General features: G+C 49.2%; 26 protein-coding genes and 3 tRNA genes. 10 read left to right on the top strand and 19 right to left on the bottom strand.

All coding sequences use genetic code 11. From position 1 onward, the window contains the following. Window positions 1-3: 3 nt before the first annotated feature. The 9 genes from FVF72_RS07690 to FVF72_RS07650 all read right to left on the bottom strand — a co-directional run bounded on the left by FVF72_RS07690 (window position 4) and on the right by FVF72_RS07650 (window position 6,777). The gene (locus tag FVF72_RS07690; RefSeq protein ID WP_013295982.1) at window positions 4-417 is read right to left on the bottom strand and encodes a secondary thiamine-phosphate synthase enzyme YjbQ; all 414 of its coding nucleotides are present in this window, start codon (window positions 415-417) and stop codon (window positions 4-6) included. A 145-nt stretch (window positions 418-562) separates the two neighbouring features. Further along, window positions 563-1,693: a DUF362 domain-containing protein gene (locus FVF72_RS07685; protein WP_013295983.1), complete on the bottom strand. Its 1,131-nt coding sequence runs from the start codon at window positions 1,691-1,693 to the stop codon at window positions 563-565. 34 nt (window positions 1,694-1,727) lie between these two features. Then, complete coding sequence (gene mch, locus FVF72_RS07680) at window positions 1,728-2,690, bottom strand: methenyltetrahydromethanopterin cyclohydrolase (protein ID WP_147671773.1); 963 nt, start codon at window positions 2,688-2,690, stop codon at window positions 1,728-1,730. Then, the gene (locus FVF72_RS07675; RefSeq protein WP_147671772.1) at window positions 2,683-3,354 is read right to left on the bottom strand and encodes a thymidylate synthase; all 672 of its coding nucleotides are present in this window, start codon (window positions 3,352-3,354) and stop codon (window positions 2,683-2,685) included. Before FVF72_RS07675 ends, mch begins: the two co-directional genes overlap by 8 nt. A gap of 11 nt (window positions 3,355-3,365) precedes the next feature. Further along, the gene (locus tag FVF72_RS07670) at window positions 3,366-4,295 is read right to left on the bottom strand and encodes a methionine synthase (protein WP_147671771.1); all 930 of its coding nucleotides are present in this window, start codon (window positions 4,293-4,295) and stop codon (window positions 3,366-3,368) included. 10 nt (window positions 4,296-4,305) lie between these two features. Continuing rightward, window positions 4,306-4,611, bottom strand: coding sequence for a DUF1894 domain-containing protein (locus FVF72_RS07665; protein WP_147671770.1), 306 nt, complete (start codon window positions 4,609-4,611; stop codon window positions 4,306-4,308). Continuing rightward, window positions 4,611-5,066, bottom strand: coding sequence for a DUF1890 domain-containing protein (locus FVF72_RS07660; protein WP_147671769.1), 456 nt, complete (start codon window positions 5,064-5,066; stop codon window positions 4,611-4,613). Before FVF72_RS07660 ends, FVF72_RS07665 begins: the two co-directional genes overlap by 1 nt. 20 nt (window positions 5,067-5,086) lie before the next feature. Continuing rightward, a complete protein-coding gene (locus tag FVF72_RS07655) occupies window positions 5,087-6,163 on the bottom strand; it encodes a hypothetical protein (RefSeq protein ID WP_147671768.1) in 1,077 nt (358 codons plus the stop codon). 128 nt (window positions 6,164-6,291) lie between these two features. Beyond that, window positions 6,292-6,777, bottom strand: a complete 486-nt coding sequence (locus tag FVF72_RS07650; protein ID WP_255503692.1) for a GNAT family N-acetyltransferase — start codon at window positions 6,775-6,777, stop codon at window positions 6,292-6,294. 75 nt (window positions 6,778-6,852) lie between these two features. On the opposite strand from FVF72_RS07650, the gene FVF72_RS07645 reads away from it, so the two are divergent. After that, window positions 6,853-6,926: transfer RNA gene (locus tag FVF72_RS07645), tRNA-Ala, on the top strand. A gap of 6 nt (window positions 6,927-6,932) precedes the next feature. Here the strand turns inward: FVF72_RS07645 and FVF72_RS07640 are convergent. The 3 genes from FVF72_RS07640 to hypA are packed head-to-tail and all read right to left on the bottom strand — an operon-like array spanning window position 6,933 to window position 9,023. Then, the gene (locus tag FVF72_RS07640; protein WP_147672024.1) at window positions 6,933-7,979 is read right to left on the bottom strand and encodes a DUF354 domain-containing protein; all 1,047 of its coding nucleotides are present in this window, start codon (window positions 7,977-7,979) and stop codon (window positions 6,933-6,935) included. A gap of 9 nt (window positions 7,980-7,988) precedes the next feature. Then, window positions 7,989-8,642 carry a hydrogenase nickel incorporation protein HypB gene (hypB, locus tag FVF72_RS07635; protein ID WP_147671766.1) on the bottom strand — a complete coding sequence of 218 codons (654 nt, stop codon included), beginning with the start codon at window positions 8,640-8,642 and terminating at the stop codon, window positions 7,989-7,991. Between the two features lie 12 nt (window positions 8,643-8,654). Continuing rightward, the gene (hypA, locus tag FVF72_RS07630) at window positions 8,655-9,023 is read right to left on the bottom strand and encodes a hydrogenase maturation nickel metallochaperone HypA (RefSeq protein WP_147671765.1); all 369 of its coding nucleotides are present in this window, start codon (window positions 9,021-9,023) and stop codon (window positions 8,655-8,657) included. A 91-nt stretch (window positions 9,024-9,114) separates the two neighbouring features. On the opposite strand from hypA, the gene FVF72_RS07625 reads away from it, so the two are divergent. After that, window positions 9,115-9,969, top strand: coding sequence for a ribose-phosphate diphosphokinase (locus tag FVF72_RS07625; RefSeq protein ID WP_147671764.1), 855 nt, complete (start codon window positions 9,115-9,117; stop codon window positions 9,967-9,969). 108 nt (window positions 9,970-10,077) lie between these two features. Here FVF72_RS07625 and lonB read toward each other — a convergent pair whose 3' ends face one another. Next, window positions 10,078-12,012: an ATP-dependent protease LonB gene (gene lonB, locus FVF72_RS07620; RefSeq protein ID WP_147671763.1), complete on the bottom strand. Its 1,935-nt coding sequence runs from the start codon at window positions 12,010-12,012 to the stop codon at window positions 10,078-10,080. Window positions 12,013-12,151: 139 nt separating this feature from the next. Continuing rightward, window positions 12,152-13,393, bottom strand: coding sequence for a PAS domain S-box protein (locus FVF72_RS07615; RefSeq protein WP_147671762.1), 1,242 nt, complete (start codon window positions 13,391-13,393; stop codon window positions 12,152-12,154). A gap of 118 nt (window positions 13,394-13,511) precedes the next feature. Between FVF72_RS07615 and cobQ the strand changes: the two genes are divergently transcribed. After that, window positions 13,512-15,029, top strand: a complete 1,518-nt coding sequence (gene cobQ / locus FVF72_RS07610; RefSeq protein WP_147671761.1) for a cobyric acid synthase CobQ — start codon at window positions 13,512-13,514, stop codon at window positions 15,027-15,029. Between the two features lie 163 nt (window positions 15,030-15,192). On the opposite strand, the gene FVF72_RS07605 is transcribed toward cobQ, so the two are convergent. Both FVF72_RS07605 and FVF72_RS07600 read right to left on the bottom strand, forming a co-directional pair. Then, window positions 15,193-16,536: a DASS family sodium-coupled anion symporter gene (locus FVF72_RS07605; RefSeq protein WP_255503822.1), complete on the bottom strand. Its 1,344-nt coding sequence runs from the start codon at window positions 16,534-16,536 to the stop codon at window positions 15,193-15,195. A gap of 199 nt (window positions 16,537-16,735) precedes the next feature. Further along, window positions 16,736-17,461, bottom strand: a complete 726-nt coding sequence (locus tag FVF72_RS07600) for a heparan-alpha-glucosaminide N-acetyltransferase (RefSeq protein WP_147671759.1) — start codon at window positions 17,459-17,461, stop codon at window positions 16,736-16,738. A gap of 139 nt (window positions 17,462-17,600) precedes the next feature. Between FVF72_RS07600 and FVF72_RS07595 the strand changes: the two genes are divergently transcribed. From FVF72_RS07595 to FVF72_RS09270, 5 genes are all read left to right on the top strand, one after another. Next, window positions 17,601-17,674 (top strand) — tRNA-Gly (locus FVF72_RS07595). Window positions 17,675-17,676: 2 nt separating this feature from the next. Beyond that, a tRNA-Gly gene (locus FVF72_RS07590) sits at window positions 17,677-17,750 on the top strand. 240 nt (window positions 17,751-17,990) lie between these two features. Beyond that, the gene (locus tag FVF72_RS07585; RefSeq protein ID WP_147671758.1) at window positions 17,991-19,031 is read left to right on the top strand and encodes a hydroxymethylglutaryl-CoA synthase; all 1,041 of its coding nucleotides are present in this window, start codon (window positions 17,991-17,993) and stop codon (window positions 19,029-19,031) included. A 12-nt stretch (window positions 19,032-19,043) separates the two neighbouring features. After that, on the top strand, window positions 19,044-20,195 hold the full coding sequence (locus FVF72_RS07580) for a thiolase domain-containing protein (RefSeq protein WP_147671757.1): 1,152 nt from the start codon (window positions 19,044-19,046) through the stop codon (window positions 20,193-20,195). A 170-nt stretch (window positions 20,196-20,365) separates the two neighbouring features. Next, on the top strand, window positions 20,366-20,512 hold the full coding sequence (locus FVF72_RS09270; RefSeq protein ID WP_187239626.1) for a hypothetical protein: 147 nt from the start codon (window positions 20,366-20,368) through the stop codon (window positions 20,510-20,512). Window positions 20,513-20,570: 58 nt separating this feature from the next. Here FVF72_RS09270 and thsA read toward each other — a convergent pair whose 3' ends face one another. After that, the gene (gene thsA, locus FVF72_RS07575) at window positions 20,571-22,181 is read right to left on the bottom strand and encodes a thermosome subunit alpha (protein ID WP_147671756.1); all 1,611 of its coding nucleotides are present in this window, start codon (window positions 22,179-22,181) and stop codon (window positions 20,571-20,573) included. Window positions 22,182-22,299: 118 nt separating this feature from the next. Between thsA and FVF72_RS07570 the strand changes: the two genes are divergently transcribed. Further along, complete coding sequence (locus FVF72_RS07570) at window positions 22,300-23,508, top strand: transglutaminase domain-containing protein (RefSeq protein ID WP_147671755.1); 1,209 nt, start codon at window positions 22,300-22,302, stop codon at window positions 23,506-23,508. A gap of 33 nt (window positions 23,509-23,541) precedes the next feature. Continuing rightward, complete coding sequence (locus FVF72_RS07565) at window positions 23,542-24,114, top strand: cyclase family protein (RefSeq protein WP_147671754.1); 573 nt, start codon at window positions 23,542-23,544, stop codon at window positions 24,112-24,114. A 45-nt stretch (window positions 24,115-24,159) separates the two neighbouring features. Here FVF72_RS07565 and FVF72_RS07560 read toward each other — a convergent pair whose 3' ends face one another. Continuing rightward, window positions 24,160-24,672 carry a hypothetical protein gene (locus FVF72_RS07560; RefSeq protein WP_255503691.1) on the bottom strand — a complete coding sequence of 171 codons (513 nt, stop codon included), beginning with the start codon at window positions 24,670-24,672 and terminating at the stop codon, window positions 24,160-24,162. A gap of 222 nt (window positions 24,673-24,894) precedes the next feature. Continuing rightward, on the bottom strand, window positions 24,895-25,365 hold the full coding sequence (locus FVF72_RS07555) for a phosphatase PAP2 family protein (RefSeq protein WP_255503690.1): 471 nt from the start codon (window positions 25,363-25,365) through the stop codon (window positions 24,895-24,897). Between the last annotated feature and the right edge of the window lie 47 nt (window positions 25,366-25,412).

Below are 25,412 nucleotides of genomic sequence, written 5' to 3'. Positions count from 1 at the left end.
CCTTCAGGGCTTACCAGCAACCGAAACCCTGATCTTCCTGTTTCTTGGTCCGTCAAGTTCAGCAAAGAATATGCTCTGCCATGTGCCCAGGTCCATCTTCCCGTTTACCACCGGAATAGTCTGGCTCCCACCAAGGAGCACGGCCCTCAGGTGGGAATCGGCATTGTTATCTATTACATTATGGCCATATGAACCACCTGAAGGCACCATACCTGAGAGCATTGACTCTATGTCCCCCAAGAGCCGTGTCTCATTTTCATTTATGAATATCGCTGATGTGGAATGCCTTGAGAATACGTTCAGTATTCCCTCCTTTATTCCGGATGACGCGAGGACCCCTGAAACCATGGAGGTTATATCAATGAGTTCAACCCGCATGGAGGTTCGCAGTGGAATCTCCTCTGTATAGAATTCCATGGAAACACCGGTTTTAGTTATGGCCCTATATCAATAAAAGTTTTGGTGTGCGCCTCACCAGATCAGGGGTTTGTGGGGTTCCCCCAGAATCAGATATCAATAAAAGTTTTGGTGTGCGCCTCACAGTCAACCTTCATAAAAAAAGCTATTTGAGCACCCCCGAGAACAGACTGGTAAGCCTGTAGAGGAGGCTTTTATCCTGGTAGAAAGCCCTGTGTGGGCATACCTCCATGCAGCAGAGGCAGTTGATGCAGCTGGAGTAGTCAAACTCTGGTACCAGCGCCCCAGACTTCAGGGCGTCGGCAGGGCAGCTCTCAACACATACATTACAGTTCCTGCACCTTTCAGGGTCTATGGCCGGCCTTGACCACCAGAGTTTCATGAGCGCACGTGCAAGACCCGATGGAAGCAGATCAAGGGTGTAGTATATGTTGGAGGGCCACCTGAAGTCATCCACCACTTCAGCCCCGAATCCCAGAATCTCTATATCTGAAGGGTCAGGAGCAAGGTTCCTCCGCCGTGCAGCCTCATTCACAGGTACCCTGAACGGGTCCATCCCCAGGAGCAGGGGTATGTAAACGTCAAGTGCCAGTGCATCCTCTGATGCCAGAAGAAGCCCAAGGTCTCTTGGATCCCCTCCTGAGGGACCATTGCCCTCCATCCCCACAACCCCATCCACCACTGTGAGTGCAGGATTTACAAGCAGGTAGATCTCGAGGAGCTTCTCAGCAAACTCAGATGGCCCCGGGTGTTCCCTGTGATAATCCGCCTTCCTGAAGCCTGGTACAGCACCGTACATGTTCTTTACAGCACAGGTGAAGATGGTCATGGAGTGGGTCTTGAGCTTGGGGAGGTTGACAACGGTGTCACTATCCACAACCGGCCTTGAGATGGGGTAGCCCTCCCCTCCCATTATGTATGACCCAGATGCCTCAAAGTTTATGAGTTCAATATCAAGCCTCTCTGCCACGTCAAGTATCCCTGTGGCCCTCCAGAACTTCTCTATATTCCTGAAGGATCCGCCTGGACTGTCCCCAACTCTGACCTCCGCCCCGGTGTCTATGAAGAGCTCTGCAACCGCCTCGATAACCGCTGGATGTGTTGTGACGTGTCTTTCAGGAGGGGCCGCCATGAGCATGTTGGGTTTCAGAAGGACCCTGTCACCGGGTGATGCGAATTTTTTAACACCCCCAAGGTGATCCAGGCACTCCCTAACACCATCCCTGACCTCTTCAGGGTCATAGGACTGGCAGTGAGTTACTGATACTGATGGCATGAACTGCTGCTCCAGAAAAAAGTTAAGAAATAAATTAAAGTCCAAAGGACTTCATCAGGAGTTCTTCATTGACGAAACCTGCCCTGAAGACCTCACCGGTTCTGAGGTCATTTATGACGACCTCTGCTGGTGCGAACATACCCTTGTCTATCTTGTAGAAGTCGTAGTCAGCCTCCTTGAATACGTCATAGAATGGTTTACCGTAGCCCTCAGAGGCTGATGATGGCAGTTTCTCTGCAAGGGATTTCAGGTCATCACCCTCCTCTGATTTTATGTAGTAGTAGGTTCTGCCTCCAAAGAGGACTGCGTCATTGGTTTTACCCATTGCCTTCAGGCTGTCAGGGTCCACTGGGGCTATTGGGGCGATACCTGCGGCGTATTTGACCTTGTTAACATCAAAGTGGAGTGCCTCAAGCATCTTGTAGGTACCGTTCTCCACCACACGGCCTGAGATCTGTATTGAACCAACAAGGGATGAGGTTGGGGCCACGAGTACGTAAACGTTCTCAGGTGAAACATCACAGTCCTCTGCAATCCTGTCTGTGACGTCCTCCCCTGGGAGTTTATCTGCTTCAAGGGTGAGCACTGCAATGTCAGCCGCGTCCTGGTAGCCTATCTCCTCATAGGTCTCTGCCGGTTTAAGTGCCAGTGCCCTTGCAGGTCCTGAACCAAGTGCAAAGAAGTCACCGACACTGACTGACCAGCCTGCCTTCTGGGCGCCCAGTGTTGAGATTGCCGGGAAGTCTGTCTTTATCTTGACTGATGGAAGGGCGAACCTCTCTGATAGATCACCGGGTATTGATATGCCCACATCTGCAAGGCCTCCAAGGCACACCGCGGTGTAGAGTTCACCGGCCTTTATGCTACCATCAACGTTAACACCACAGTCTATGACTGTTGAGCCATTTTCAAGTTTATCAACGCTTATTTTAAGGTCATCTGCGCCTTCGATCATCCGGTCGACTATTTTCTTTGCCTCAATGTTCACACTAACCATTTTCAATCACCTCTTTTGCTTCTTTGAAGTTAACCTCATATATATGAGCGCTAATGGAGTGGATGGTTATATGTCCAACATCAACCCCCACCTCTGATGCAACGTGATCTGCAAGGTAGGTCAGGCCAACGGCGTTGGGGAACCATGCGCCGTAGATGTCGTGGCTGCGCCAGAGTGCGGTGGTGAAGAGCCTCCCATCCCTCACCTTGAAGTCCACGAGGATCATGCATGGAACCTCATCACTCCCAGTATCCGTTTTAGGGTCCCATGTGATCATGGTTGCCCTTCTGGACTCTTTACAGTTTTTCAGCCTCTCCACTGCCTTATCCACCTGGTCCACGCCGAAGTGTGCCCTCAGACGGTTCCCGTAGGTGTATATGAATCCCTTCCTGTCATCTGAGAGGAACTGTTCTGAGTACTTCGAGAGTTTCTCTCCACTCCAGAAGTACCCCTCAGGGACCCTGATGTTGATGAGTGATCTGCCCGGGAGGTGGTAAAAGTCGCCTGACCTGCCGAGGGGGTTCTTTATTGTCACAACCGTGTTCATGACCTCCCTTGTCAGGGACCCCCTTTCATCCCTTATCTCTCTTCCATCACGCATTATCTTCTCAACCAGTTTAAGCCAGCCCTCTGCAATTTCCTCGACGCTTATCTCATAGGCCATTTTTGAACCCCCTAAAACTCTGATGCAGCCTTCACCATGTTTCTGAGTTTGGTGAATGCCACCTCCCTTGGAAGTTTCCTCATTCCACAGTCAGGGTCTATGTAGAGGTTATCCTCCCCGACTATATCAGCACCCCTTTTAATAAGGTCTTTTATGGTATCAGTGGACTCAATCGCCTCCTTCGATGTGTCAACGCAGCCGAATCCCAGTTTTTTATCACCCCTCCATTTATCTGCCAGCACTTCAAGATTTGATGGTCTTCCTGCAAACTCAAGGTCCAGCATCTCAACGGGAAATGTGAGGAGTTCCCCAATAACCCCTCTGATGTCACCGCAGACATGGAGTGAGACATCAACATCAAGGGCCCCTGAAATGCGTTTAACAGCCCTTCTTGCTGCCCCCATATCCACCATACCCGTTGATAGGAATGGTTCATCTATCTGTATCATGACTGCCCCTGCATCCTGGAGGTGTTCCGCCTCGACTTTAAGGGCATCTGCCATATCCATAATTGCCTTCTCCCTCTTCTGGGGGCTGTAGAATCCCTCTATCCTTGAGGCGTGCACCATGGTGGATGGTCCTGTGATTATCCCCTTAACACCCCCTGATTCATTATCTTTAAGTTTCCTGAGGATTCCCATTGCATATCTGAGGTCATCGGACCCTATAGACCCTGCGGGAGCTGTTATTCTTGAAAATATGATTGATACTCCATCCTTTACCGTCATGCCACCCATTGCCTCTGCAAAGTGGCCCACCATGTCTCCCCTCACCTGTCCATCTGAGATGATGTCAACACCCGCCCTTACCTGGTCCCTCACGGCGGTCTCTATGGCAGGTCTGCAGGCATCATAGGATCCAATAAAACTTGAGATTCGCTCCCTTAATGTTTCGGGTCCCCGGGGGGTTGCGGGGTAGCTTCCAACCACCGTTGTGATCACTCTATCACCGTCAGTGCTCTGCAACTTCAAGTATTCTCTCTATTTCATCTTCATCGACGGGTATCTCTATGACAGCTGTTCCATAGCAGGGCTTTGTGTAGGGTATCATCACGGTTGAACGCTCCCTATCTATACCCAGAGGTACCGGGGGTATGCCTATTATCCTTGCACCCAGTATCTTCTCGCCTGGCCTTATATGGACAACCATTTTTGCCTTTTTCTCAATGAAGGCTGCGCATTCCCTGAACCCTGAACGGGTCATGTGGATTTCATAGTCGTCGGACTGCTGCAGGTAGGTCTCTATGCAGAATGACATCAGATCTCCTCCAGGAATCTGTCTATCCTCACCCTCAGTGGGGCGGGGTTGTGGTGTGCCCTTGCGGCTATTATGCCGGCTTCTGTACCTTCCATCACCGCATCAACCAGTTTTTCAAGGGTATCTGCATCTCTTTCAAATACAACTGCCAGTGTTTCTGTATTAAGTATCCCTGCAAAGGTTGCAAGGTATGCAGCAGCAGCATCATTGGGTACAAAGCCTACAAGGAATTCATAGTCCCCTTCAGATAGTTCATTGAGGCAGGAGTCAAGGTCGGTGAGTTCACCAGTGTATACACCCTCTGGATCCGCAACCTGCACAAGCCTTATTGCAGCGGGATTTGCTGTTATGGTGACACTGAACCCCTTCTTCCTGAGTATGTGTGATGTGTAAATTGCTATGGGAACCTGCACCGGGGACTCCGGGCATCCGAGTACCATCAAAGCTTTCTTCATCCTATACACTCCCTGAATACTTATTCCTTCACCCCGAATATGGTGGCGAATATGAGTGAGCTGAGAAATATGAATGTCATGAGCGCTGTCCCGTTTATTGTCCTGTTTATTATGAATAGTCCTATGAGGGCCTGGGACATGAAGGCTGCAAGTGCACCTGTGAGGAGGACCTCCCTTCCAAGGTATGTTTTTGAGCCATTTTCCCTCATATCACGGTACATGTGGAGCATCCGAAGGCCCATGATGATGATGCCGGCACACCAGATTAAAAGGAAGAGCATTGTAATGTAACCAAAGTCATATGCCCATCCAAATATTCCAGGCACCATGTAATCTATCACATCCTTCTTGTTGACCAGTATGCCGTAGAAGACCGGGAAGGGGAGGCCAAAGAATAGTATAAGCTGGAGTGGCAGTGAAATGTAGCCGTCTGCAAATCCGCTTGAGAGTTCACCCCAGTAGGATGACATGGGGTTATGTCCAAGGAGGGTGGTGTTCTTGAGTACAAGTTTGAGGCTTGGAAGTGAAAAGGTCTCAAGCCTCTCTATACGGAGAAGGGGGCTTAAAACAGGCATCTGGAGTATCCTTGAGAGTAACTCCAGCCCCCCAAATCCTGCGACCGCGATGAAAGCAAAACCCAGAACCCTCTTAACTGTTATGATGGACTTCTGCCTCATGGACTTTGATATGAGGAAAAAACCTATCAGCAGTCCCAGGAGCCATAGTAGAAGGAATGATCTGTGCATGAGACCTCCAAAAACAGTGATACCCGCCATAAGGATATAAACGAATCCCCTGAGTCCCCTTACATCAACCCCGGACTCCTCCATGATTGCAAGGGCTGCAAGTGATGATATGGTAACAAGGAGTGCTATGGGACCAAATGGGTGTGTGAATTCACTCTGCCCGAAGGACATGAAGAGCGCCACAACATCAAGGCCAAATATTATATTGAATCCTATCCCCAGCACCAGGCAGAGGAACAGTATCATGCTGAGGGAAAGGGGTGCCAGGTTCAGCAGGAATATCATGGCCGCATACATTATGATGCCGACCTCGACTATGAACTGAAGGTGATTCTGTGCTATGAGGGCCAATTTAATCCTCCAGAAATTTATCAGATTATCAGATACATCCTTATTTGGGGGTCATCTTAAAAAGTTTTTCCGGACCCATAGCAACCATGCTGGGATAAGAGTGATGTATTCCCTGCGGTCTTCCAGCATCAGATCAGCCTTCTGAATACCACCATGTCTTCACCGGGACCATTGTAATCTGCCAACGCCTTCACGGGACCCGCATCAACGGTTTCACCATTCTCAACCGCCCTGAACCCATTTTTAAGGTAAAATCTTATCGCCCTCTGGTTAACCGGTTTTGTTATAAGGTATATCACATGAACACCCTTCTGCTCCACAGTTTCCGTGAAGACCTCAAGAAGCCGGGATGCCACGCCCATTCCCCTGAGCTGTGGTGAGACACACAGAAGATGAATGTATGCCTCATCAGGGTTGTCCTGGGATATGAATCCCAGAAGAAAGCCCCTGATTCTTCCATCCTCCTCTGCAACAAAGGAGGTGCTGCTGAAGAACCTTGTGAAGATGTGGTAGATGGAGTTCCTCTCTGTAACCATGGGGGGACATCTAAATGCCAGTTGGGCTATTGCAGTGAAATCCTCCTCCCTCACGTTCCTTAAGATCAAACCAACCACCCGGATATATTATGAGCTGGAGAACTGTTAAAGGGTTAAGTTTAAATATGAAAAGACTTAATGTATACTGTGTTGGGGCTGGTAGCTCAGGTTGGTAGAGCGTCGCCTTGGCATGGCGGAGGCCCCGGGTTCAAATCCCGGCCAGTCCATCAATTCTACCTTTTAAGTCCCGAATCAGCGGCCTCATAGACACTGTCAATTATTATTCTGAAAAGGTCGTCTGTCTTGATTTCCTTCGTACCCTTTCGTGAAACAAGAAGCCTCAGTGCCAAGTTGACTATCTCATCAACATCGGTTGACCTGTACATCAGCCCGTTCTCAATGTAGAACCTGTCAACCGAAAGCGGCTTTCCAGGGTAACAGGATATGACCGGCGTGCCGAGTAGGGCGGCCTCCCTGTTCATGGTGCCCCCTGCCCCGATTACAAGGTCGCACCTCTTCATGAGGCTGAATGTGTCAACCGGCGGCTTGATTATGGTGACGTTATCATATCCCCTGAAGATCTCCTCCTGTTCCCTGAACCTTGGGATGATGAGTATGTTGGCGTAATCCTTTAGAACCTCCACTATCGGCGTGAGCACAGATTCATGGCAGTCAGCATCCAGATAGGAGGCCAGAGATGGTTCCGGCCTCATGAGTATGGTCTTCTCCCTTTCAAGTTTCAGGTTCAGGTCCTCAAAGATGTTCTCATTGTACTCAAAGTTCTGGAAGTGGATTATCTCAGATGACCCCCTGTACCTCGTTATCCTGTTGGGGTCAGCCCCTGTCTTCATTATATCCCAGAGATCAATGACCTCAGGCATGATTATATGATCACAGAGTGGGAGTGTCAGCTTGTTGGCTGCAAGGGCATGCTCATTGTCCAGTACATAGACACTGGGGATTCCAAGACCAAATGTGACCCTTGGAAGCTCTATCGAATGTTTTGAAAGGCCGACATCAGGTTTCTCTTCACTTATAAATTTTGAGAGCTTGTAGGCCCTCTTTGTACTCTCAAGAAGCTTTTCAGAAAGGGTGACGCCGTGTTTACCTATCGAGGTGAATTCAAAGCCAAAGAGGTTCATGAGCCTGTGGATATCTCCGAACTTCCTTGCTGTTATGATCACATCCTCCCCCTCGTCCTGGAGGTGGGTGATGATGTCCCTGAAAAACCTCACATGGGGGGCATTTGTAATGTCAATCCATACCTTCAAGGGGATCACCATAAAATTTCAATCCACCATGGCATCCTCAATGGCATCAATTATCTCCTGAACACCCTCACCGGTTTTAAGACTGGTCTTAAGCACCATTACATCGGGGTTGATATTCTTAACATCCTCAACCATCTTATCAAGATCTGCACCAACCGCATCTGCAAGGTCGGCCTTGTTGATAACCACGAGGTCTGCCTCCCTGAATATGAGGGGGTGCTTCTCCACCGTATCATCGCCCTCTGTGGAGCTCACCACAACGACCCTCATATGTGATCCAAGGTCGAAGTCCACCGGGCATATGAGGTTACCAACGTTTTCAATGAAAAGGATGTCCACATCATCAAGGGGAAGATCCTCCAGTGCGTGTTCAACGAGATGGGCGTCAAGGTGACATTCCTTGCCTGTGTTCAGCCCGACAACCGGGACGCCGTAACTTTCGAACCTCCCCGCGTCAAATTTGCTTATAACATCCCCTGCAATGACCGCAACCTTCCTGTCCATGTTCTCAATGAGCCTCTCTATGAGTGTTGTCTTCCCTGATCCTATTGCGCCAAGGAAATCAACTGCAAAGACATCTGACCTGTCAAGGCGCCTCTGGTTTTTCCTGGCAAGTTTTCTGTTTGCAAGGAGAATATCATTCTGAATTTCAACCTCTGCTATCTTATGCATGGAATTCCTCCTTTATTCCTTCTTCTCAATCTTTATGTTCTTAACGTTGCATTCCCTGCCAGCCCTCACCTGGAATTCATGTCCCCCGCATTCAGGGCAGCTTATAACCGGGGCAAGGTGGTCAAGTTCATCGGCCTCAACCACGCCCTCATATCCGCATTCGCATTCTATTTCAGCAGGGACAACCTCAAGGTTAAAATCTGCCCCCTCAAGTATTGTGCCCTCGCTGAGGACCTCCAGCATGAATCTGATCTGTTCAGGGTTAAGTAGAGTGAGCTGACCGATCTCAACCGTGACCTCCAGGACCTCAACTGCATCGTTCTTCTCTGCAGCATCGATGACGGTCCTCACAATTGCATCGGCCATGGATAGTTCATGCAACCATTTCACCTCTCTGGTCTGACAAAATTTTATAATTAGAATTAATAGAGTTATCTATATAAAAATTGTTAATCATGCATGGTGATTTTTCATGATAATAGGTTGTTCAGCATCACAGAAACTGGCTGCCAGCGTTGCAGATTTGCTTGATGATAGACTGTGTCCAGTTGAAACCCGTAAATTCCCTGACGGGGAGCGTTATATCCGTGTTAAGGGCGAGGTTGATGGTGAGGTCACCGTTGTTCAGTCAACAGGTTACCCTCAGGATGAAAACCTCATGGAACTCCTCTTCATGATGGAGAACCTTAAGGATCTTGGGGCGGATTATGTACGGGCTGTGGTACCCTACTTCGGTTACGGGAGGCAGGAGCGGCGCTTCAAAGGTGGTGAGGCTGTGTCAGCCAGAATAGTTGCCCACCTCCTCGAGGCCGCTGGTGCAGATGAGATCATAACTGTGAATCTCCATGAGAACTGTCTCAGCGAATTCTTCACCATACCTGTAACTGAACTTTCTGCCATGCCCCTCATAGCCAGGCACATTTCATTCCTGGATGATCCTGTGATCATCGCACCCGATAAGGGTGCTATGGACCATGCCAGGGAGGTCAGCAGCATACTTGGATGTGAATGCGATTACATGGAGAAGGTTAGACTTTCCCCTGAAACCGTTGAGACCCGGGTGCGGGACCTGGATGTTGAGGGGATGGACGCCGTGGTGGTGGATGACATCATAAGTACCGGTTGTACGATTGTGAACGCCGCAGGAATTTTAAGAAACTGCGGGGCCTCAAGCATAACCGTGTGCTGTGTCCACCCTGTTCTGGTGGAGGATGCCCTGCTCAAGATATTCTCTGCAGGTGTTGAGCGGGTGATTGCAACGGACACCCTGAAATCTGAGGTGAGTGAGATCTCGGTGGCTCCTCTGATTGCAGAGGCCATGAAATAATTTTTTTATTCCAGACCTAAAGGTGGACCCTTTACTACTAAAAGGACCCGTCTCCATTGAAAACCTTCGAAATTGAAATGGGAAAAAGTCCAGCCCCTTCGGAAAAAATCAGTGCATGGCTGGCTTCTTCATGATTGAGGGTACTATATCGCTTATTTTCTGCATCCTCTCAAGTAGGCTCTCCTTGCCCTTACCAATGAGGGCGTGTTCCAGGACATCACCGAGGGTCTCAACGGGTATTATCTCAACCTTATCCTCATACCTCTTCTCAATCATGACATCCCCCATATTGGAGGCGGGTATGAGTACCTTCTTTATTCCTGCCTCTGCAGCTGCCTCTATCTTCCCTGTAACCCCACCCACAGGGAGCACATCACCACGTATGCTCAGTGAGCCTGTCAGGGCGACTGACTGATCCACGGGTATCTCCTCAAGGGCTGATATGACTGCCGTTGCCACTGAGACGCTTGCACTGTCACCCTCCACACCATCGTATGCCTGGAGGAACTGGATGTGTATGTCATAGTTGGATATGTCTGTACCTGTGTATTTCTTGATTAGGGCGCTTACGTTCTGAACCGCCTCACGGGCGATCTCACCCAGTTTACCTGTTGCGATTATCCTGCCCTCCTCCTTGCTCTGAGCTGGGGCTGCCTCTGCAGCTATCGGGAGGATGATACCGCTCCTGTCACCGATTATTGCAAGCCCATTGACACGTCCAACCTCGCCTCCCTCTGATTTGAAGACACTGTACTTCTTCTTCTGTACAATGTATCGGTCTGCGATCTGCTGTTCGAGGGTCCTTGAAAGTTTCTTTGCCTCCATAACATCGCTGGTCTCAACCAGTTCAGCGCCTCGACTCTTGGCAATGTCCCCCGCAGCCCTCACAAGACCCCCAAGTTCACGGAGTTTGAGTGTGAGTGAATCCTTCTTACCGGCCCTCCTCTGGGCCTCCCTTATTATCTCCTCTATGGCCTCCCTGCTGAAGTGAGGGATCCTTCCATCCTTTTCAACTTCCTGTGCAACGAACTGGACAAGTTTGTCCCTGTTTTCAGGTGTATCGGGCATTGTGTCCTTCATGAAGACCTCGTAACCGTATCCCCTTATCCTTGAGCGGAGGGCGGGGTGCATGCCCTCAAGCACCTGAAGGTTACCTGATGCCACGAGAACAAAGTCACATGGGACTGCCTGTGAGCGCACCATTGCACCGCTGCTTGTCTCGCTCTGACCCGTAATTGAGTACTTCTTCTCCTGCATTGCTGTTAGGAGTTCCTGCTGGGTCTTCATCTTCATGGTCCCTATCTCGTCTATGTAGAGGACCCCCTTGTTGGCCCTGTGTATCATCCCGGCCTCGACCCTCTCATGTGCAGGGGTGCCCAGGCCTCCTGACTGGTATGGGTCGTGCCTCACATCCCCCAGGAGCGCACCTGCATGGGCACCGGTTGCATCCACAAATGGGGCAACCTGCCTTCCCTCATTGTTGACCAGGAGTTTAGGCACCATGACTGTGTTCCTTGGCCTGAACTGCTGGAGGGCCAGGAAGACTATACCCGCTGCTATTATGGCTGCAAGGAACTGATTAACCATGAACCCGAGGACAAGGATGAATGATATTATGAGCATCATGAAGAGGTTCTTCTTCTCATCCTGTGCCCTGGCCCGGTTCTTGTGGTTCATCACGATTTTCCTGCCCTCCCCGGCGGGTACGGTGCCAATGAGGGGGTTGTTCGGGTCATCTATATTGGGGTAAACCAGTATGTCCTGGAGTTTTTCCCGGGGCAGGAGTTCTGCCATTGCCTTGGCCAGCATTGATTTGCCGACCCCTGGTTCACCTATCAATAATACGTTACGTCTCTGTTCTGCAGCCTTTTTTATGGTCTCAACTGCCTCTTCCTGACCTATGATCTGATCTATGAGTCTTTCAGGGACATCTATATCCTTTGAGGTTTCATATGAAAGGCTCCTCCCTGATTCCCTCTTATCATCTGTACTTTCATATGAAACAGATTCTTCAATTCTGAAGTTTTTAATGGTGGGTTTCATTTCTATTCGAATGCCTCCATTAAGTGAAGTGGTTAAAATAAAATCACAGTTTACTGTTATCCCTTCTGCCTAAAATATTTTACTTACAAATTTTTATTTTAATTTATGGTGATGTCACTTATAAAGGTATCTCCAGGGGTCAGCGGTTTATCTCGGATATGAGGGCAAGGGCATTCTGGATAAATTTCTCAACTATTTTACGGTACTTCTCCTCACTTGCCCTGAGGGCCTCCTGTGTCCTCTTAATCTCAGTTATATCCCTTGCAATGGTGGATACTCCTATAATCTCACCATTAACGTCCCTGAGTGGTGAGAGTGAAATGGAAACCCATATCTCCTCCCCATCCTTCCTTAACCTTCTGGCTTCAAAATTTGAAACAAGTTTACCTGACCTCACCTCTGATATGAGGTTCCTGAGTCTCTCAAATTCCTCCTCATCCATGAGCATCGAAACATTCTGTCCCCTGGCCTCCTCTGCACTGTAACCATATATCCTCTCAGCACCCCTGTTCCAGTCAATTATGGTCCCATCAAGGTCATAGCTTACGATGGCATCTCCCGAGGACTCCACGATGGACGCCAGCCTTTCGAGTTCACGCTGGAACTTCACCCTCTCTGTCACATCCCTGAAGATGGCCCTACTGTACTCAACCTCCCCATTCCTCATGCGAACGTTAACGTTTCCCTCCACAAAGATCTTCTCACCATCCTTTGTTATGAATGCGGTTTCAACCAGGGAAATGCTCTCCCCACTCATTACACGCCTGAAGATCTCGTGGCACTCATCCAGCTTGTCGGGGTGTATCACATCGAATAGGGTGAGATTCTCAAGGTCGTCCTCAGTGTAACCCAGTGTCTCCATCCAGGCCCTGTTCACATATACAAATCTGCCCTCAGGGTCGACAGCCTGTATCATATCATTGGCGTTCTCAAAGAGGTCCCTGAACTGCTCCTCCCTTCTGTGAATCTCAGCCCCCATTTTCCTCCTCTCTGAGATATCCCTGATTATTGAGGTCAAAAAAAGGCCCCCTGATGTTCGCGCAGGGTTCAGGCTCATTTCAACAGGGAACTCAGTTCCATCTGATCGGAGGGATGTGGTTTCAAAGAGCCTCCCTGCAAGTTCGTGCTTCCCCTCCATCCGGTATTCTCTCATCTTGGCGTTTAGGTCATCCCTGAGGGATTCGGGAACAAGTAAATCCACTCTTTTACCCTCAAGGGAGGTGTATCCAAACATTCTGTCTGCCGCAGGGTTTGAGAATACTATAATGCCCTCAGAGTCAACAGTGATCACCCCATCGGGGCTGTTATGTATAACCGTCTCAAATACTGATTTAAGGTCCTCATCAGACAGTAAATGGATTTCAGGGGAAACACCGGACATCCAACCATCTCCACATAATAAATCAAACAGTCTCAGATAATATCTATGCCGGCAAGGTATTTAAGATTTTAGTGATCAATAGATCTTAGGATCACAGGAGCCCAGAAGTGGTGAATAAATGAGTTCAAAATGTATAATGGTTCAGGGGACATCATCAAGCGCTGGTAAGAGTGTCCTTGTGGCTGCACTATGCCGCATATTCTCAAAGAGGGGGTACCGGGTTGCCCCCTTCAAATCCCAGAACATGTCACTGAATTCCTTCACAACCCATGAGAACAGGGAGATAGCGGTGGCCCAGGTCCTCCAGGCAGAGGCTGCAGGCATCAGGCCATCATATCATATGAACCCAATACTCCTCAAACCAAAGGAGGACTTCACATCCCAGGTCATTGTCCACGGGAGACCCGCCGGGAACATGAACTTCCAGGAGTACCAGACAGGGTTCCGGGAAACCGCCCTTAAGGCCATAAGGGAGTCCCTCGATTACCTTAAGGAGCGATATGACATCATCGTGATTGAAGGGGCCGGGTCACCTGCCGAGATAAACATGAGGGACCGGGACCTTGCCAATATGGAGATAGCCCACCTTGCAGACGCCGATGTCATACTTGTTGCTGATATAGACCGTGGAGGTGTTTTCGCCTCAATTGCAGGCACCCTAATGCTTCTCGATGAGCGTGACAGGTCCCGGATAAAGGGTGTTGTCATAAACAAGTTCAGGGGAAACATTGACATCCTTATGCCTGGTATAGAAAGGATTGAGGAGATCACCGGCGTGCCTGTGCTTGGCGTGCTCCCCTATGATGATAGCCTGAGGCTTCCTGAGGAGGATTCAGCCTCACTCTCAGGGCGCAAGTACCGTGGAAGCGGGGATGTGAAGATCGGTGTCATGAGGCTTCCGAGGATATCCAACTTTACAGACATAGACCCCCTTGAGTACGAGAAGGACGTTGCTGTGAGGCTCATAGAGGCCGGTGACAGCCTTGAGGGCCTTGACGCCATCATAATCCCTGGAACCAGGAACACCATCAGCGACCTCATGTATCTGAGGGAGAATGGCTTCGAAGATGAGATCAGAGATCTGAGCCATGAGATACCAGTATTTGGTATATGCGGTGGTTTCCAGATGCTTGGAAGGAGGGTCGTGGATGAGGGACTTCAGGAGTCAAAACTGGGAAGCGTTGATGGCCTTAACCTCCTTGACTGTGAAACCACGTTCACAGGTGATGGTAAGATCATATCCAGCAGCGCCGGGGAGATCACCGGCGCCGGCTTATTCTCAGGTCTTGCAGGGGAAACCGTTGAGGGATATGAGCTTCATGAGGGAACCACAGTCCTGGGTGACGTTAAACCCCTCATGAAGGTGAAGAGGGGCTTTGGTAACACATACACCATGGGATTCGATGGTGCCGCTGATGGGAACGTGGCCGGTACCTACTTCCACGGCATATTCCACAACTTCAGATTCAGGAGATACTTCACCAACCTTCTGAGGGAGAGGAAGGGACTTGAAAAACTTGACTATGTGGATGACCACTTCGATGCCTCAAGGAGGTTCTCAATTGACCGTCTGGCTGAGATAGTCGAGGATAACATGGACCTCTCCATCATTGAGGATATCATCGGAGGGGATTGAGAGAAGACCCATACCCCCAGAAAAATCCCTTCCTAAGGAACCCTCCAAAATTAAAGAACCTCATCCAAAAAAATCCCTTCCTAAGGAACCCTCCAAAATTAAAGAACCTCATCCAAAAAAAATTAAAAAGGTTTTTATTCAGGACAAGCCTGAATCGTTGATTCTATGCTATGAATGGCACCGCGAGTGTTGTAATCACGAGGACCGTCAGGATGATACCTATCACCATCACCGGGATCCCTGCCCGTGGTATGTCCCGGAGCTTAACGTAGCCAGACCCATATGCCATTGCAACGGTTGGATCCGCCATTGGCAGCATGAAGGACAGTGAACATGCTATGGCCACCGGAACCGCGTATATACCCACCGGCTGATGCTGTGCACCTGCAAGGGTCACTGAAAGTGGAACAAGGATCGCTGATAGTGCTATATTTGACATCACCTGCGTTATAAGCACTGCGATGACCATGAGGACCACCATGACAAGAATAGTTGATGGATCAGAGCCCAGCATCCTTATAAGGTCATTTATCAGCCATGCCGCGGCACCAGTCTTGAGCAGGGCGCTTCCAAGGGAGAGTGCGCCCCCAAAGAACACGATGAGTCCCCAGTCAATATTCTTCTGGGCGTCCTTCCAGGTTATAACACCTGCGAAGATGAACATCACCGCGGCTATCAGTGAAACCGAGTAGCTGTTGATGCCTGTCCACCCAGCTGTCACCCATAGTAGAATTGCAAATAGGAGTATCCCCACACTGACCTTCTCCTCCCTTTTAACCGTGCCAAGTTCCATCAGTTTCTTCCCTATAACCGCCTCACCGTCAGATAGGGCTGTGACCTCACTGGGGAATATCTTCAGGAGGACAACCCATATTACAAAGAGCATTGCAACTGCAAGGGGGAACCCGAAGATCATCCAGTTGAGGAAGGGTATCTGGGTGTAGGCAGCAGCCATGAGGTTGGGGGCTGTCCCTATCTCCGTCCCGAAGCCACCTGCAAGGGACCCAAATGATGCCCCGAGTACCATAGCCTTTGCATAGTTACTCCTCCCCCTCTCGGGCTCAGAACAGCCCATAATATCCACTATCTCCTTTATGATTGGAAGGAGCATGGCAAATGCCACCACGTTCTCGATCCACGCTGAGAGGAGACCCGTGGAGAATATGCTCACAAAGAGACCCCTCTCCGGTGATGTTCCAAGTCTCCTTAAAAGGTAGTAGGTGAATCTCTGTGCAAGGCCACTCTTCCTTATGGCCTCAGCCATTATGAACCCGCCTATCATGAGGAAGAGTATGGGGTTTGCAAATCCTATAACAGCATTTTCAAAGCTCCCGACACCGATAAGTGGCTGTGCAAAGAGTATTATGAGGGACGTGACTGCAAGTGGAACAGACTCCGTTGCCCACATTGAAATCGCGAAAACAAGTAAGGATATTGCCGCGTGCCCTGAAGCCTTAAGACCCGGTAATGGCATCAGGTACACTGCAACTGCAAGAAGAAAACTCAGAATAAATCCTTTCTTTGCATCCGTAATATTACCTCCTCTTTTACCTCCTCTTGTTGGTAACTGTAAGTTTCAAGTAGCTTATAAATTTTTTACATTATAAAGAGATCGGCCTTTAATCCCACCCCAGTTTTGCTGACTGCCAGTTAATCCATAAGGATGGGCAGCGACAGCCTAAATCAGAAGAGCTGATGCTGAACATTTAAATATTCATTAAAAACCATGTGAAAGCCAGTATTACAGGCTGGTGGATAAAGTAAATGGTCAGCGAGTGTTTTCCCAGAAATTCAAGTGCATGGTTTCTCCCTGGCAGCTCCCCATTCCATCTTCTCCTGTATCCAGGATAGAGGGTATCCCCTGTGAAGATACCGAGAAGGACAACGCCGAGCCATGGAAGCAACGGAAAGTAATCAAGAGTGTAAAATCCAGGTGGCTTCAGTCCAAGCCAGAGCAGATAGGGGGTGTCCACCATCAAGCCTGAAACCCGCATACCCGCTGCCAGTGCCAGGAGGGCTGCGATAAGTGAGAGTGCCCTTCTTCCTGCAAACGGGTATGTGATGATCACAGCAACCCCTATGAAATGCAGCACCCCGAACACTATGAACCCCTCATGGGGGTATACCCAGGTGGCAGCAGTTATAAGAAGGCCGTAAATGAATATCATGACACCCCTCCTGATGTAATGTCCAGGAACACCGGAGCCCCTTCTGGAGTGGCTCAGGCTGAGTGATACGCCCACAAGGAATATGAAAAGAAATGCAGCCAGCCTGCCGGTGAGCCAGATGATGGGTGAGTTCAGATCCAGTTCCACTGCTCCAAGGAAGTCAAGGTCAAAGATTACATGGTATACAATCATCATCACAACAGCGATGCCCCTCATGGCATCGACCTCATGGAACCTCCCGCTGTACGAGGATGCTGCCCCCATGGATAACCTCCATTTATAAATTGTGTGGATCCCTGTAAAAGCAGTTCCACTGGAGGGATGATCTCCAGATGAATCGTCTGAGAGGAAAATAGAAAATTTTATATAGGATGATTTCAAATCTCTTCTATGCCTACGAATTGCGGCGTTAGTCCAGCCTGGTTAAGACACTGGCCTGCCACGCCAGCGACCCGGGTTCAAATCCCGGACGCCGCATAGCGGTTGTAGTCTAGTCTGGTTAGGACTCGGGCCTTCCAAGCCCGCGACCCGGGTTCAAATCCCGGCAACCGCATAAAAACTGCTTCTGCTGACGGTAACACGTTATTTCTGGAGTACATGATAAACTGTTTCTGGCTGATTTTAACTGTTTATTCCAATTGAAACTCCACTGGAGGTAATCTGCACGTAACAGGGGAAGTGACCAGCCATATATCAGATATATATATTAGAAACCCCGATAGTAGAGCAAAGGATAAGTACTTTAATTCTAGATAATAACAGGATCCAGACTAATATTAATGGTGTGATACTCATGGCTGGAATCGTTGGATATGGAGTTTACATTCCATCATACAGAATAAAGGTTGAAGAAATAGCAAGGGTCTGGGGAGACGACCCCCAGGCCATATCAAGGGGACTGGTTGTTGAAGAGAAATCAGTTCCAGGTCCAGATGAGGACACCGCAACAATCTCAGTGGAGGCTGCCCGCAACGCCCTCAAAAGGAGCCAGATAGACCCCTCAAGGATAGGGGCCATATATGTTGGATCAGAATCCCACCCCTATGCAGTCAAACCAACAGCAACAATCGTCGCAGAGGCCGTGGAGGCAACACCTGAAATGACAGCGGCTGACCTTGAATTCGCATGTAAAGCGGGAACCGCAGGTATGCAGGCCTGTATGGGACTTGTTGACTCAGGAATCATAGAATACGGCCTTGCTGTTGGCGCAGATACAGCCCAGGGAGCGCCGGGGGACGCCCTTGAATACACAGCATCAGCAGGTGGAGCCGCCTACATCATAGGAAATGAGAGCTGTCTTGCAGAGATAATGGAAACCTACAGTTTCACCACAGACACACCCGATTTCTACAGAAGGGAGGGAATGCCCTACCCCAGACACGGTGGAAGATTCACAGGTGAACCAGCCTACTTCAAACACGTTCTTGGCGCTGCAAAGGGCATGATGAAAAAGACCGGTCTTTCTGCAGGTGACTTTGACTACGCGGTTTTCCATCAGCCAAACGGAAAGTTCTACCTGAAGGCAGCGAAAAAACTTGGATTTGAAACCGAACAGGTGAAACCGGGTCTCCTAACACCGGTCATAGGCAACACATACTCCGGTGCAACACCAATAGGCCTTGCAGCAACACTTGACGTTGCAGAACCAGGGGCAAGGATACTTGCAGTTTCCTATGGTTCAGGGGCCGGAAGTGACGCATTCATAATAGAGGTCACCGATGAGATAGAGAGAAAGAGGGACCTCGCCCCAACCGTTTCTGAAATAATCAGCCGCAAAAAATACGTTGACTATGCGCTCTATGCCAAGTTCAAGGGCAAACTCAGGATGGCTTAAGATGGTGATAACATGAGGGATGTAGCAATTATTGGAGTCTCACAGACAAAATTCGGAGAACTTTGGGACGTCTCATTCAGGGATATGATAACCGAGGCCGGCCTCGGTGCCATAGAGGATGCTGGAGTTGAAGGTGCAGACCTGGAGGCAATGTACGTTGGTAACATGTCAGCGGGTCTCTTCATAAAACAGGAGCACATTTCTTCACTCATCGCAGATCATGCAGGGCTAACACCAATACCCTCAACCAGGGTGGAGGCCGCCTGTGCATCAGGTGGACTCGCCCTAAGGAGCGGTGTAATGGCCGTGGCATCAGGATACCATGATATTGTGATAGCGGCAGGTGTTGAGAAGATGACCGACGTTGTTGACCCCACCCCTGCAATTGCAACGGCATCCGACCAGGAATGGGAGGCCCAGCAGGGTGTAACCTTCCCCTCACTTTACGCCATGATGGCAAGGAGGCACATGTACGAGTACGGTACAACAAGGGAGCAGCTCGCCATGGTATCTGTGATAAACCATGAGAATGCCTCAAACAACCCGAGGGCCCAGTTCCCCATGAAGGTCACGGTTGAACAGGTCATCAACTCAACCATGGTCGCGGATCCCCTCCGACTCCTTGACTGTTCACCCATCTCTGATGGTGCTGCAGCAGTCATACTCTGCCCCGCCGAGATGGCAAGGGAATACACGGATACCCCTGTGTATGTGAAGGCATCAGCACAGGCATCAGGTACCATTGCACTGCACGATAGAATGGATATAACCAGGATTGACGCCACTGTGAACGCCGCAAGATCCGCATTCAAAATGGCAGATCTGACACCAGGGGACATAGACCTTGTTGAGGTTCATGACTGCTTCAGCATAAATGGTATACTGGCTGTTGAGGACCTCGGATTCGTTGAGAAGGGTGAAGGTGGAAGGGCCTTTGAGGAGGGCATGACCCGCATTGATGGTGACATACCTGTAAACCCCTCAGGAGGTCTCAAGGCACGTGGCCATCCACTGGGAGCAACAGGTATCGCCCAGGCGGCTGAGGTGGTCTGGCAGCTGCGTGGTGAAGCCGGTAAAAGACAGGTTGAGGGTGCTGAGATAGGTATGACCCACAACATAGGTGGAACCGGTGGGACAGCAGCTGTGCATATATTCTCAAGGTAGCCACCATCCATTTCATTTTTTTCCTGCAGTGGATACCAAAAGAGTACTGAGTCCAGTGAAATAAAAGAAACTGAACTGAGCCAACTTGGATTTTCCAATTCTGCACTAACCTTCTGATCATTAGTTCATGAAAAATTAAATATCTGCAATGACCTTTCTGCCCTGTGGTGATGCCAGAGAATAAGGAAGCCGTGCACATGGAAAATGAGTCATATTCCATTTTCCTGAAATTTTCTGAAGGACTTATGGGGTCAGCAGACTTCAAAAAACAGGTTTGCATTTACAAAACTGAAAATACTCGAGGTTCAGGGAACTGAAAGTACCCTTATTCTGATTCAGAAAAAGCCATGAAAAAAGGAGGAATTATGGGGGTGCCTACATTGGAGGCATTCCGCCCATGTCGCCCATATCCATGTCCTCATCGGATCCAGAGGATGATGCTGCTATGACGTCGTCTATGCGGAGGATCATCTCAGCTGCCTCTGCAGCGGACTGGATGGCCTGTTTCTTAACCCTGTGGGGCTCTATTACACCGACATCCTTCATGTCAACGATTTCACCATCGAAGACGTCAAGTCCCATGTAGGGTGACTCCTCATGGGCAGCCCTGAGGTCCACCAGGACGTCGATGCTGTCAAGTCCAGCGTTCTCTGCAAGTGTCTTTGGAACGATCTCAAGGGCATCTGCAAATGCTGAGACTGCAAGCTGCTCCCTGCCACTTATGCTATCAGCGTAGTCCTTGAGCCTCTTTGCGACCTCTATTTCAGGTGCTCCGCCACCTGCAACAACCTTTCCGTCCTCGACTGTTGCTGCAACGACTCCTATTGCGTCTTCGATTGCCCTTTCAACCTCGCTTACAACGTGTTCTGTTGAACCCCTCACGAGTATTGTGACTGCCTTTGGCTCCTTGCATTCCTCAACGAAGATCATCTCTTCGCCTGAGATCTTCTTCTCTGAGACAATTCCTGCTTCACCCAGGTCGTCCTCACTGAGGTCCTCGATGTTTGTGACGATGTTTGCACCTGTTGCCTTGGAGAGTTTCTCCATATCGGATTTTTTAACCCTTCTTACTGCAAGGACGCCTGCCTTGGCCAGGTAGTGCTGTGCAAGGTCATCGATACCCTTCTGGCAGAAGAGCACGTTGGCACCAGTCTCGACTATGGAGTTGACCATGTCACGGATCATCTGCTCTTCCTGTTCAATGAAGGCCTGCATCTGTGATGGGTCTGTTATCCTGATTTCAGCGTCGACTTCTGTCTCCTTGACTTCGATTGGGCAGTTCAGGAGTGCTATTTTGGCGTTTTCAACCTTTTTGGGCATTCCTGGGTGAACCCTTTCCTTGTCGATGATGACACCCTGGACGAGTGTTGAGTCGTCCACGGCTGCGCCTTCCTTCTTCTCTATCTTTATGTGGTCCTTCTCGACTTCGCCGTCTTCCTCAACCTGCTGGACCGCGTCAACTATGAGTTCAGCCAGTGGTTCCCTTGCCTTTTCTGTTCCTTTACCGGTCATTGCGGTCATTGCGACCTTTATGAGTGTGTCCCTGTCGCTTGCGTCAATTGCGATATCGTTGAGTATTTCCTGGGCTTTCTCAGCGGCCTGCCTGTAACCCATTGCGATTATTGTTGGGTGGATCTCCATTTCAAGGAGTGTTTCGGCTTTTTTGAGTAGTTCGCCTGCTATGATGACAGCTGTTGTTGTACCGTCACCCACCTCGTCTTCCTGGGTCTTTGCGACCTCAACAAGCATCTTTGCTGCTGGGTGCTCTATGTCCATTTCCTTTAGTATTGTGACACCGTCGTTTGTTACCACGATGTCTCCAAGGGAGTCAACCAGCATCTTGTCCATTCCCTTTGGTCCAAGGGTCGTCCTGACGGTTTCTGCAAGTATTTTACCTGCAAGGATGTTCATTCTCTGTGCGTCCCTTCCAAGGTATCTGCTTGTACCTTCGGGCAGTACAAGAATTGGCTGCTGTCCCTGTGCCATTTAATCACCTCAATTTTTATTATCATTAGTGCATTTATCAATGGGTTAGAGGTTCTATAAATATTTTGCGGTCAATGTATTTATTAAATGGTGACCTTATTTAAATACAGGTAGGAGAATGTATAAATCACCGGTTCCTGTCTGCCTTTCGGCGTTCATGATTTTAATTCTATTAACTGAAGGCTCCTGTGCCATCGAAGAAGTTGAGGATCCCCTGAATAGCTCTGATGTTCTCGAGGCAGGTGTCAGGGTTTCCAGTTTTATTGAAAAAAACCAGAGGCTTCCTGAAAACGTCAGTGTGGGTAACAGGACACTTGACACCCCATTCTGCGCCTACGCCCTCAGCAGGGTACTTACCGGTTCAAATCTGGTTGAAACCCAGACCATCAATGCGCCCCGCCTGGATATAAGGCGCATATCAGTGAAGCTAACAAAAAAACAGTACATGGAGATAGCATCAAAATTCCGTAACCTCACATCCCGGACACAGTACTGTCCAGAAACCATCTCCTTCAGCGGGGGCAGGATTGACTTCTACAATGCAGTGTATCTCCTATCAAAGATCGGGCGCTACAGAAAACTTCATGGTAAACTCCCGGATTATGTGCAAATAAGCACCCCCCTCCCTTTAAATGCATACAGAATCGACTCCAACACCATCGACAGAAGGATAAATAACCTGAAATCCCAGATCAAAAAAACAATTAAACTCATGAACCTTATTCATAGGAGGATCAGATATTCTGGAAACAAAAAAACCATCATGAGGCTTCAGAGCAAACTGAAGTCCCTTGAAAAAAAATACACCTATCTGAATGGGCAGCTCAGATACTATGAGGGCCTCAGAGTCAGCCCCTGGTACGTCCCATCATCCCTCCGACGTTACATCAGATCCACAGCCTACTGCAACATCACCGATCCCAATATAGTTTACCTTGCCCGGGAACTCTCAGGAAACACCACCCACTCCACTGCACTGAATCTTTTTAGCTGGGTCCGGGACAATGTTGACTACTCCTTCTACTACAGGACCCGCTACGGTGCCTCAGGCACATTAAGGCGCAGGACAGGAAACTGTGTTGACCAGGCACACCTCATGGTTGCCCTTGCAAGGACCAGCGGTATACCTGCCCGTTATGTCCGTAGATACTGCAGGTTCATAAGCGGAAACTGGTACTCCCATGTGTGGGCCCAGTTATGGATAAGGGGCCGCGGTTGGGTGACAGCAGACACCACCCACACCATGAACACCCTCGGACACGTGTATAACTGGAACACAAGTGTGTCAGAGGTTAGGGAAGTGCTTCTGGAATATGATCTGCACTGAACCCTTATATTCCCTCATGAGATATCATGATCCATGAAAATCATTGATATGAGCCGCAGAATTGAGGATTCCATGCCTGTCTTTCCAGGGGATCCTCCTGTCAGAATAAGGACACTTGAAGATAGGGACTATCTGACCTCCTCAATGGAGGCTGGAATGCACACTGGAACCCACATAGATGCACCGGCACACGTACACCGGGGTGATGAAACCGTTGATAGGATAGGCCTTGAAAGACTGACAGGGCAGGGCTTCCTTATATCGCAGGGAACAGAAAAAATTCCATCTGGAGATATTGCGGTTCTGAGAACCGGGTGGGGTTCAAAGTGGGGTCTGGAGGAATACTTCAAAGACTACAGAGGCATTCCCATGGGTCTTGCAGAGAAACTGGTTGACCATGGAGTGAAGGGGGTGTGCACAGACGGTCCAAGCGTTGACATGCCTGGAGAAACAGCCGTGCACAGACTACTCCTTGAAAACGGGATATGGATAGTTGAAAACATGAAAAACACGGAACTGGTTCCAGAAAGATTCAGAATATTCGTTGTTCCACTGAATGTAAGGGCGGAGGCCTCCCCCGTAAGGGTATTCGCCGTTACAGACTGACCATCATCGAGAACCCACCACAGGACTATCTGCGTTAAAGACCCGTCATCTCTCTATTTTCTCCCAGAGCACCATTCCACCCTCTCTCACTGACCTGAAGTAACCCTTTCTCTCAAGGTTCCTCAGTATCTGAACCATGTTATCAAGCTTCATGTCCCTGAATCCTATCTCATTCAAAAAACTGAGCAATTCCTCGGCTGTGGATCTTTCATCAGGTAGCAGACGGTAGATCTGTGACTGGAAGGAGGTCAGATCCCTTTCGGGTTTCTGTGTAAGCGCATTGAAGTACTCCCTGTACCTTTTAAGGTCAGATATGCGGGATTCCTTCTCGGCTATGATTGCATTGAGATCCTGTATTATCTTATCCTTCTCAGCCATGAGCCCCTCAAGTTCAGCTATCTTTCTTTCCCTGAGTTTAAGGGTCTCCTCAAGTTCCCTCACCCTTCTGGAGTTCTCTGAATTCTCCCTGCACTTCCTGAGATCCATCTTGAGCTTGCTTATCTCAAGCATGCATGCCTTGACAAGAAGCTTGAGCTGTTCCTTTTCCGAATCCCTCATGAACTTCATGGTACCCCTTTCCCCTAATTAAATATTACGTGGAACCTTAAAAACCTTCCTGAATTCATCCCGGGATACCAGACAGAGTTATATAGCGAAAGGGTCTCCAAATATTCCTTAAAATGAGAACATAGAAAATAAAACAACAACTCCCCCTACAGACATCACCCAATCCTTAAAATGAGAACATAGAAAATAAAACAACAAGTCCCCCTACAGACATCACCCAATCCTTTCAAAGTTGCAGAGGCCGAAACACTTAACCCTCTCCTCCACCTTCACAGCTGCAAGGGCACATAGAACTCCAAGGAAAGCCCCTGCAATGACATCACTGGGGTAATGTAGACCAAGGCATACCCTTGAAATACCAACAAGGGAAGCAAGCAGTATGAAAAGCCATAGTCTCCCAAATTTAAAGTAGAGTGCCAGGAAACCGCTGAATGCAGCCACTGTGTGCCCTGATGGCATGGAGTAGCCCCCGGCTGGTGTGGTATACCTAACCCAGCTGAGAACCTCATAGGGCCTTGGCCTCGCAATAACAGCCTTCAGTAATTCACTGAGAAAGAATCCCATTACAAGGGCTGTGAGCGCAATGAATGCGGCCTCCTTCCCATTCTCATCCCCAAAAATGTAGAATATGAGGCACAGAACCACCCAGAAAATCGGGGTTCCTCCAAGGGTTATGATCTGCATCAATGAATCAAGAATGGGCGAACTGATTGTTGAATTTAAAAAATAGA

The organism is Methanothermobacter sp. KEPCO-1 (assembly GCF_008033705.1).
GTDB lineage: Archaea > Methanobacteriota > Methanobacteria > Methanobacteriales > Methanothermobacteraceae > Methanothermobacter > Methanothermobacter marburgensis.
This window is presented reverse-complemented; position numbering and strand designations above follow the sequence as displayed.

Bases quoted from the DNA above. Each gene is read 5' to 3' on its own strand.
- FVF72_RS07690 (WP_013295982.1), bottom strand. From the start codon at position 417: ATGGAATTCTATACAGAGGAGATTCCACTGCGAACCTCCATGCGGGTT.
- FVF72_RS07685 (WP_013295983.1), bottom strand. From the start codon at position 1,693: ATGCCATCAGTATCAGTAACTCACTGCCAGTCCTATGACCCTGAAGAG.
- mch (WP_147671773.1), bottom strand. From the start codon at position 2,690: ATGGTTAGTGTGAACATTGAGGCAAAGAAAATAGTCGACCGGATGATC.
- FVF72_RS07675 (WP_147671772.1), bottom strand. From the start codon at position 3,354: ATGGCCTATGAGATAAGCGTCGAGGAAATTGCAGAGGGCTGGCTTAAA.
- FVF72_RS07665 (WP_147671770.1), bottom strand. From the start codon at position 4,611: ATGTCATTCTGCATAGAGACCTACCTGCAGCAGTCCGACGACTATGAA.
- FVF72_RS07660 (WP_147671769.1), bottom strand. From the start codon at position 5,066: ATGAAGAAAGCTTTGATGGTACTCGGATGCCCGGAGTCCCCGGTGCAG.
- hypB (WP_147671766.1), bottom strand. From the start codon at position 8,642: ATGCATAAGATAGCAGAGGTTGAAATTCAGAATGATATTCTCCTTGCA.
- FVF72_RS07625 (WP_147671764.1), top strand. From the start codon at position 9,115: ATGATAATAGGTTGTTCAGCATCACAGAAACTGGCTGCCAGCGTTGCA.
- lonB (WP_147671763.1), bottom strand. From the start codon at position 12,012: ATGAAACCCACCATTAAAAACTTCAGAATTGAAGAATCTGTTTCATAT.
- FVF72_RS07615 (WP_147671762.1), bottom strand. From the start codon at position 13,393: ATGTCCGGTGTTTCCCCTGAAATCCATTTACTGTCTGATGAGGACCTT.
- cobQ (WP_147671761.1), top strand. From the start codon at position 13,512: ATGAGTTCAAAATGTATAATGGTTCAGGGGACATCATCAAGCGCTGGT.
- FVF72_RS07600 (WP_147671759.1), bottom strand. From the start codon at position 17,461: ATGGGGGCAGCATCCTCGTACAGCGGGAGGTTCCATGAGGTCGATGCC.
- FVF72_RS07585 (WP_147671758.1), top strand. From the start codon at position 17,991: ATGGCTGGAATCGTTGGATATGGAGTTTACATTCCATCATACAGAATA.
- FVF72_RS07580 (WP_147671757.1), top strand. From the start codon at position 19,044: ATGAGGGATGTAGCAATTATTGGAGTCTCACAGACAAAATTCGGAGAA.
- FVF72_RS09270 (WP_187239626.1), top strand. From the start codon at position 20,366: ATGCCAGAGAATAAGGAAGCCGTGCACATGGAAAATGAGTCATATTCC.
- thsA (WP_147671756.1), bottom strand. From the start codon at position 22,181: ATGGCACAGGGACAGCAGCCAATTCTTGTACTGCCCGAAGGTACAAGC.
- FVF72_RS07570 (WP_147671755.1), top strand. From the start codon at position 22,300: ATGTATAAATCACCGGTTCCTGTCTGCCTTTCGGCGTTCATGATTTTA.
- FVF72_RS07565 (WP_147671754.1), top strand. From the start codon at position 23,542: ATGAAAATCATTGATATGAGCCGCAGAATTGAGGATTCCATGCCTGTC.
- FVF72_RS07560 (WP_255503691.1), bottom strand. From the start codon at position 24,672: ATGAGGGATTCGGAAAAGGAACAGCTCAAGCTTCTTGTCAAGGCATGC.
- FVF72_RS07555 (WP_255503690.1), bottom strand. From the start codon at position 25,365: ATGCAGATCATAACCCTTGGAGGAACCCCGATTTTCTGGGTGGTTCTG.